Genomic DNA, 7,169 nt, shown 5'->3' on the forward strand with positions numbered 1-7,169 from the left:
ACCAAGCCCCCCAACGCTCGTGCCCACAATAAAGGAAGCGGGGGTTCCCAGCCCCGCTCACACCCCAAGCCTCCCACGACACCCAACCACCCCAGGCATTCCCAACCCTGCGCCAGCTCAGGTCTTGAGTCTTGTGTCTTCCAGTCTGGTGTCTCCCGCTTCGCGGGCCGGTCATGCCAACCCCGCGACAATTTTCCAACCTCAAACCCCGCTCCGCGCACGAACTCCCTTTGACAACGAAAGGCTGATTCATACGTTCGTATGAATTCCGTCCCCCATGTCCCTTACCCTCGGCCAGCCCCCGGCCTCGACAGCCTCTGAACGCCCCCGGAGTTCTCATACCCGGGAGGCGCTGCTGGATGCTGCGGAGACGCTCCTCGTCGAGCACGGCGTGGCGGGCACCTCCACCCGGGCGATCATCAAGGCCGCCGGGGCCAATTTGGGCGCGGTGAACTATCACTTCGGCACCAAGGAAGACCTCGTGCTGGAAGTCTTTGCCCGCCGTCTGCGCCCGCTGAATCGCGACCGCATCGCGCGTCTGGACGCCCTGGAGGCCGAAGCCCAAGGCCAGCCCGTCCCCCTGGAAAAGCTCGTGGAGGCCATCGTGCGCCCCTCTGTGGAGGCCCGCGAGACCCGACCGGGGACGCACATGGCCCTTTTCCGGCTCATCTGCCGCGGCTTCCAGGATCCCAATCCCCAGCTCAAGGCGTTCTTGAATCGCGAGTGCGCCGAGTTCGCCACCCGCATCGATGCCGCCCTGCTGCGCGCCCTGCCCTGGCTGCCGCCGCAGGAGCTGGTCTGGCGGGAGCGCTTCCTTTTTGGTGCCCTGAACCACGGGCTCGATTCCTGGGTGTTCTACGACAACCTGCCGCATCCCAACCCCGAGATGCAGCCCATGCGGCCGGACCGCGAAGGCTTCATCCGCCGCTTGGTCGCGTTCATCGCCGCCGGGTTGTCCGCGCCGCTCCCTTGATTTCATCTGGTCGGGCCGCCCCAGGCCTGACGTCTCTTTTCCCCCTCTCAAAAACCCCTCGCAGCCTCATCATGAAATCCCCGCTCTCTCCGGCCCCGGGCCGACCTGGCTCCCAGTCAATATTTCATCGCACCTGTAACGGTCTCCTCGCAGGCGGGCTGGCGCTTGGGCTGCTCTCTGCCTGTGAAAAGAAACCCGCTGGTCCAGCCGCAGGCGGACCTCCCGGAGGCGCGCCGCCGCCGGTCGAGGTGGGATTTATCACAATCGAACCGCGCAAAGTCACGCTCACCCAGGATCTGCCCGGACGCACCTCCGCCTTCCGTGTCGCCGAGGTCCGCGCCCGCGTGAATGGCATCATCCAGAAGCGTCTCTTCACCGAGGGCGCGGATGTGAAGGAGGGTCAGGTGCTCTATGAGATCGATGCCGCGCCCTACCAGGCCGAGCTGGATCGTGCCCTGGGCGCGCTGGCCCGGGCGGAGGCCAATGCCGATGCCGCCAAGATCAAGGAGCAGCGTTATCAGCAGCTCATCTCCACCAAGGCGATCAGCCAGCAGGACTATGATGACGCGATGGCCACGCTGAAGGCGTACGATGCGGATGTGCTCTCCAGCAAGGCCGCCGTGCAGAGCGCGCGCATCAATCTGGACTACACCAAGGCCGCCTCGCCTGTGCCGGGTCGCGTGGGTATTTCCCAGGTGACCGAGGGCGCCTACGTGCAGGCCACCAACGCCACCCTCATGGCGACCGTGCAGCAACTCGATCCCATGTACGTGGACGTGCTCCAGTCCAGCAACGATCTCCTGCGCCTGAGAAAAGCCCTGGGCAGCGGCGAGCTGAGCACCGACAAGGAAGGCCGCGCCCGCGTGAAGCTCCTGCTGGATGACGGCACCGAGTACGCACAGGAAGGCGCGCTGCAGTTCTCCGATGTCTCCGTGAGCGCCAGCACGAGCTCCGTGACCATCCGGGCGATATTTCCTAATCCCAACGGCATCCTCCTGCCCGGTCTCTTTGTGAGAGCGCGTCTGGTGGAAGGCAGCAAGCAGGACGCCATCCTGGTGCCGCAGCCTGCCGTGACCCGCAACTCCAAGGGCGAGGCCACCGTCTTCGTCGTGGGCGCGGCCGACAAGGTCGAACTGCGGGTGCTGGAAACAGGCCGCACGGTCGGCAGTGACTGGCTGGTGCTCAATGGTCTGAAGGCGGGTGATCGTGTGATCATGAACAACCTCCAGCGCATCCGCCCCGGTGCCGCCATCAAGCCCACGCCGCTGCCTCCTGTGGGTGCCAGCGCGACGGCCGCTGCCAACACCGCCGCTGCCGCCCCCCAGAAGCACTAGCACGAGCATCGTACGAGTTCATCGAACCGGACAACTTTCCTCTAACCCCCTCGGGCGGCGGCCTGTGCTGCTGCTGCCCGTACCCCCTCCCCCTCCATGTCCCGTTTCTTCATTGACCGGCCCGTCTTTGCCTGGGTGGTCGCGCTCGTCATCATGGTGGCAGGCGGCATCTCCATGATGACCCTGCCCATCTCGCAGTACCCGAATATCGCGCCTCCCGCAGTGGCCATCAGCGCCACCTACCCCGGTGCCTCGGCCAAGACGGTCGAGGACACCGTGACCCAGGTCATCGAGCAGAAGATGAACGGCATCGACAACCTCCGTTACATCGAGTCCGCCAGTGACTCGAACGGCGGCGCGACGGTGACCATCACCTTTGAAGGCGGCACCGATCCCAACATCGCGCAGGTGCAGGTGCAGAACAAACTGCAGCTCGCCCTGCCGCTGCTCCCGCAGGAAGTGCAGGCCCAAGGCGTGCGCGTGGCGAAGGCGACCAACAACAACCTCCTCGTGCTCGGCCTCGTGTCAGAGGACGGCAGCATGGACAACACCGACCTGAGTGATTACCTCTTCGGCTCCATGCAGGACCCCATCAGCCGCGTCACCGGCGTGGGTGACATCCAGACCTTCGGCTCCCAGTATGCCATGCGTATCTGGCTGGATCCGGACAAGCTCGTGCAGTACCAGCTCACCGCCGCAGATGTGAACACCGCCATCCGCTCGCAGAATGCGCAGGTCTCCTCCGGTTCTCTCGGTGGCTTGCCAGCCGTGCCGGGACAGATGATGACGGCTACGATCGTCACGCGCGGACGCCTCCAGACGCCGGAGCAGTTCGACAACATCCTCCTGAGGGTGAACACGGATGGTTCGAGGGTACTGCTGAAGGACGTGGCCCGCGTGGAGCTGGGCAGTGAGAACTACAACAACCTCGCCCGCTACAACCGCCGCCCCGCCGCGGGCATGGCCATTCGCGCCGCCGCCGGAGCCAATGCGTTGGAGACCGTCGTGGCTGTGAAGGCCAAGGTGGACGAACTCTCCCGCTTCTTCCCGCCCGGCCTGAAGGTGGTGTACCCGTATGACACCACGCCGTTTGTCCGCCACTCCATCACGGAGGTGGTGAAGACCCTCGTGGAGGCCATCATCCTGGTGTTCCTCGTCATCTATCTCTTCCTGCAGAACTGGCGCGCGACCATCATCCCGACCATCGCTGTACCCGTGGTGTTGCTCGGGACCTTCGGTGTGCTGGCTGCCGCCGGGTTCACGTTGAACACGCTCACCCTCTTCGGCCTCGTGCTCGCCATCGGCCTGCTCGTGGACGACGCCATCGTCGTGGTGGAGAACGTGGAGCGCGTCATGGAGGAGGAAGGCTTGCCGCCCCGTGAGGCCACGCAGAAGTCGATGGATCAGATCTCCGGCGCCCTCGTCGGCATCGGGCTCGTGCTCTGCGCCGCCTTCGTGCCCATGGCGTTCTTTGGGAACTCCACCGGGGTCATCTACCGCCAGTTCGCCATCACCATCGTCTCCGCTGTGGTGCTCTCCGTGGTGGTTGCTTTGATCCTCACACCCGCATTGTGCGCCACGATGCTCAAGCCCGTGACCAAAGGCGCGCATCACAAGCAGCGCGGGTTCTTCGGCTGGTTCAACCGCATGTTTGACCGCACCGCCGATGCCTACGCCTGGACCGTCGGCCATCTGCTGCGCCGCAGTGTCTATCTGCTGGTGGTGTACGGATTCATCGCGGCAGGCGTGTTCTATCTCTTCAAGCATCTGCAGACCGGCTTCCTGCCGGATGAGGACAAAGGAGTGATCTTCACCGCCGCCCAGTTGCCTCCTGGATCCACCCGCGAGCAGTCGCTGGCCGTGGTGCAGAGGATGGAAGATTATCTCCTCGATAAACAAGGCGACTCCGTTGCCGGGGTCTTCGGTGTGGCAGGCTTCAGCTTCTTCGGTGCCGGGCAGAACCAGGTCATCACCTTCTCCCACCTGAAGGACTGGAAAGAACGTCAGGGGCCGAATCAGGGCGTGAAGGCCATCCAGGGCCAGACGATGGGCGTCTTCATGCAGATCAAGGAAGCGATGGCCGTCGCCTTCGCCCCACCTGCCGTGCAGGAGCTGGGCAACGTGAGCGGCTTCGACCTCCGACTGCTGGACCAGGGCGGCCTCGGGCATGATGCGCTCATGAATGCCCGCATGCAGCTCGTCGGCATGGCCTCGCAGAATCCCGCGCTCTTTGGCGTGCGCCCCAACGGCCTCAGCGATACCCCGCAGTTCCAGTTGGACATTGATGAAGAGAAAGCCAGCGCCCTGGGTCTCTCGATTGCCAGCATCAACTCCGAGCTCGCCAACATCTGGGGCTCCGGTTATGTGAACGACTTCCTCGACAAAGGCCGCGTGAAGAAGGTCTTCATCCAGGGGGATGCGCCCTTCCGCATGACCCCGGAGGACATCGGCCGCTGGTTCATTAGAAACAACCGCGGCGACATGGTGCCCTACTCCGCCTTCGCCACGGCCAGGTGGATTATGGGTTCGCCCAAGCTCGAGCGCTTCAACGGCGCTCCGTCCGTGGCCATCAGCGGTGAAGCCGCCAAGGGGCACAGCTCCGGTGAGGCCATGAAGATCATGGAAGACCTCGCCAAGCAACTGCCCGCTGGCATCGGCTACACCTGGGCCGGTATTTCCTATGAAGAGCGCCTCTCCGGCTCCAACTCCGCCGCGCTCTACGGTCTCGCGTTGCTCATGGTCTTCCTGTGTCTGGCCGCCCTTTATGAGAGCTGGGCCATCCCGTTCTCCGTCATGATGGACATGCCGCTGGGCGCGCTCGGCGTGCTCGCCGCGGTGTCGATTCGAGGTCTGCCCAACGACGTGTACTTTCAAATCGGGCTCATCACCATCATCGGTCTCTCTGCGAAGAACGCCATTCTCGTGGTCGAGTTCGCCAAGGAACGCTTCGATGCCGGAGAGAGCCTCATCGACAGCGCCGTGTTTGCCGTGAGACAACGTCTGCGCCCCATCTTGATGACCTCCATCGCCTTCGGACTCGGCGTGCTCCCTCTCGCCTTCAGCACCGGCCCCGGTGCTGGCAGCCAGAACGCTATTGGTACTGGCGTTGTAGGCGGAGCGCTTACGACCACCGTGCTCGGGCTGTTCTTCGTGCCGCTGTACTATGTCGTGGTGCTGAAGATGTTCCGCGTGAAGCGCGTGAAGCCGAAGGACGGGAAGGTGGTGGCGGGTGCGGCTCCGGCTGTTGAGGGTGATGCGCATTTGGTCGCGCCTCAGGCAGGCTGACGGGAATGCGGAATGTTTCCTGAGGCTGCGCAGCGGGGCGAAGCAAAGTAGTCACAGTCCCGCATGCGGGACTGTTCAGTCGCGTGGCCAATCGGCTCGAACGCCAGTCCCGTATGCGGGACCCAGCACTACTTTCAGCATCCGTTGGCGAGGCTCTGTTTGTAGTTCAAACTTTAGTTTGCTCAGTCGATCGGGGGTAGCGCGTCCTGAGCAAACTAAAGTTTGTACTACGAACAGCTTCCTCCACGGGCGTAGTCCGGTTGTGCCAACCGGCTCACGCCCCAAGCGTCCCAAGTCGAACTTTCTCGCCGCCTATTTCCTCTCCAAACCCAGCGTACGGGTTAGAGGACTCACCCCATCACAAGACCCCGCGAAAGCGGCGCTTCACGCACGCACTCCACAGCGACTTCGTCGCCAGATGCAGCACCCGATTCCTAGGCTCCAACGCAAAAGAGCCTCCGATATCGAAGGCTCTCCGAACTCCCCCTCTATCTCCCGCTCCCTCCACCTGAGCGCGCAGCGCTTTTGGGACTGCGGTGAGCATCACCGCTTTCGCGCCCCTCGTGATCTCCTCACACCCTTCGCTATCCAGCAGGGGCCATCTCCACGTCCACCGCCCACCGCCCCAACCTTCACTCACCCCTTCACACAACTTCTGCATAAAACCCGCGTCAAAGCCCCCGTATTGATTGGCGACACCTCACCGCATCAGCACGAACATGCAGGATCTCCTTTTCGTCGTCCCCCTCCTCGTAGGCCTAGCCATCATCGCGCTAGGCTTCAAGTTTCAAGTAAGCAAAGGCCCCGCCATGAACCGGCCCGCCTTCGGGGCTTTCCTTGTGCTTGGTTCCCTCTGTTGGTGGTTGTCCACAGCCATCCTGCTCGTTTACGAGGGGAAATTCTACTTCATCATCAATGTGCTCACCGTGTTGACCTTCTTCATGGGATTGGCCAGCTTTATTCCCCTTCCCGAGGGGGCCGCTCGGACCAATCTACATCGATTGCCGGGGCTGATCCTTGTCTGGCTGGGCCTCATTTTGGGATTCGCCCATGCACTGGCACTCACGTTGGCCGACACTTGGCCAGCGCGCCTGCTGGAGTTCTATGCCAAGCTTGGCCTTCACAGCACGCCTCCGCCAGCGTTGTAGGAGGACTGATCGTTGCCGACAAAGTAGTCACAGTCCCGCATGCGGGGCTGTTCAGTCGAGTGGCCAAGGGGCACGAACGCCAGTCCTGCATGCGGGACCCAGCACTCCTTTCAGCAACCGCTCTCGCCCCACCCGACATGCCGAAGGCATCCCAGAAGGTAGCCAGGGGCCGGGCGAGTTAGACGAGCCCTGCCCCTGGAACACGCGAAAAAGGAGCCCCATCCTGAAGGGATGGCAGAGACGGCCAACTCCGCTGGACGATCCATCACCTCTTACGCTATAGCCTACGGTTAGAGGACTCACCACCTCACAAGGCCCCGCGAAAGCGGCGATTCTCGCCGCACTCCACAGCGACTTCGTCGCCAGATGCTGCACCCGATTTTTGGCTCCAACGCAAAAGAGCCTCCGATATCGAAAGCTCTCCGAACT

The 7,169-nt window shown here is 63.1% G+C and carries 4 protein-coding genes; all 4 read left to right on the forward strand.

Translation table 11 applies throughout. The annotated features are described in order from the left end of the window. Window positions 1-277: 277 nt before the first annotated feature. The 4 genes from BV106_RS24005 to BV106_RS24025 all read left to right on the forward strand — a co-directional run bounded on the left by BV106_RS24005 (window position 278) and on the right by BV106_RS24025 (window position 6,740). Window positions 278-973: a TetR/AcrR family transcriptional regulator gene (locus BV106_RS24005; RefSeq protein ID WP_038169029.1), complete on the forward strand. Its 696-nt coding sequence runs from the start codon at window positions 278-280 to the stop codon at window positions 971-973. A 71-nt stretch (window positions 974-1,044) separates the two neighbouring features. Then, window positions 1,045-2,307 (forward strand): efflux RND transporter periplasmic adaptor subunit, encoded by a 1,263-nt coding sequence (locus BV106_RS24010; protein ID WP_051946255.1) that lies wholly within the window; start codon window positions 1,045-1,047, stop codon window positions 2,305-2,307. A 96-nt stretch (window positions 2,308-2,403) separates the two neighbouring features. After that, window positions 2,404-5,592 carry an efflux RND transporter permease subunit gene (locus tag BV106_RS24015; RefSeq protein ID WP_038169030.1) on the forward strand — a complete coding sequence of 1,063 codons (3,189 nt, stop codon included), beginning with the start codon at window positions 2,404-2,406 and terminating at the stop codon, window positions 5,590-5,592. 719 nt (window positions 5,593-6,311) lie between these two features. Continuing rightward, window positions 6,312-6,740, forward strand: coding sequence for a hypothetical protein (locus tag BV106_RS24025; protein ID WP_038169032.1), 429 nt, complete (start codon window positions 6,312-6,314; stop codon window positions 6,738-6,740). The last annotated feature ends 429 nt before the right edge of the window (window positions 6,741-7,169 follow it).

It is taken from the genome of Verrucomicrobium sp. BvORR106 (genome assembly GCF_000739655.1).
Classification (GTDB): Bacteria; Verrucomicrobiota; Verrucomicrobiia; order Verrucomicrobiales; family Verrucomicrobiaceae; genus Verrucomicrobium.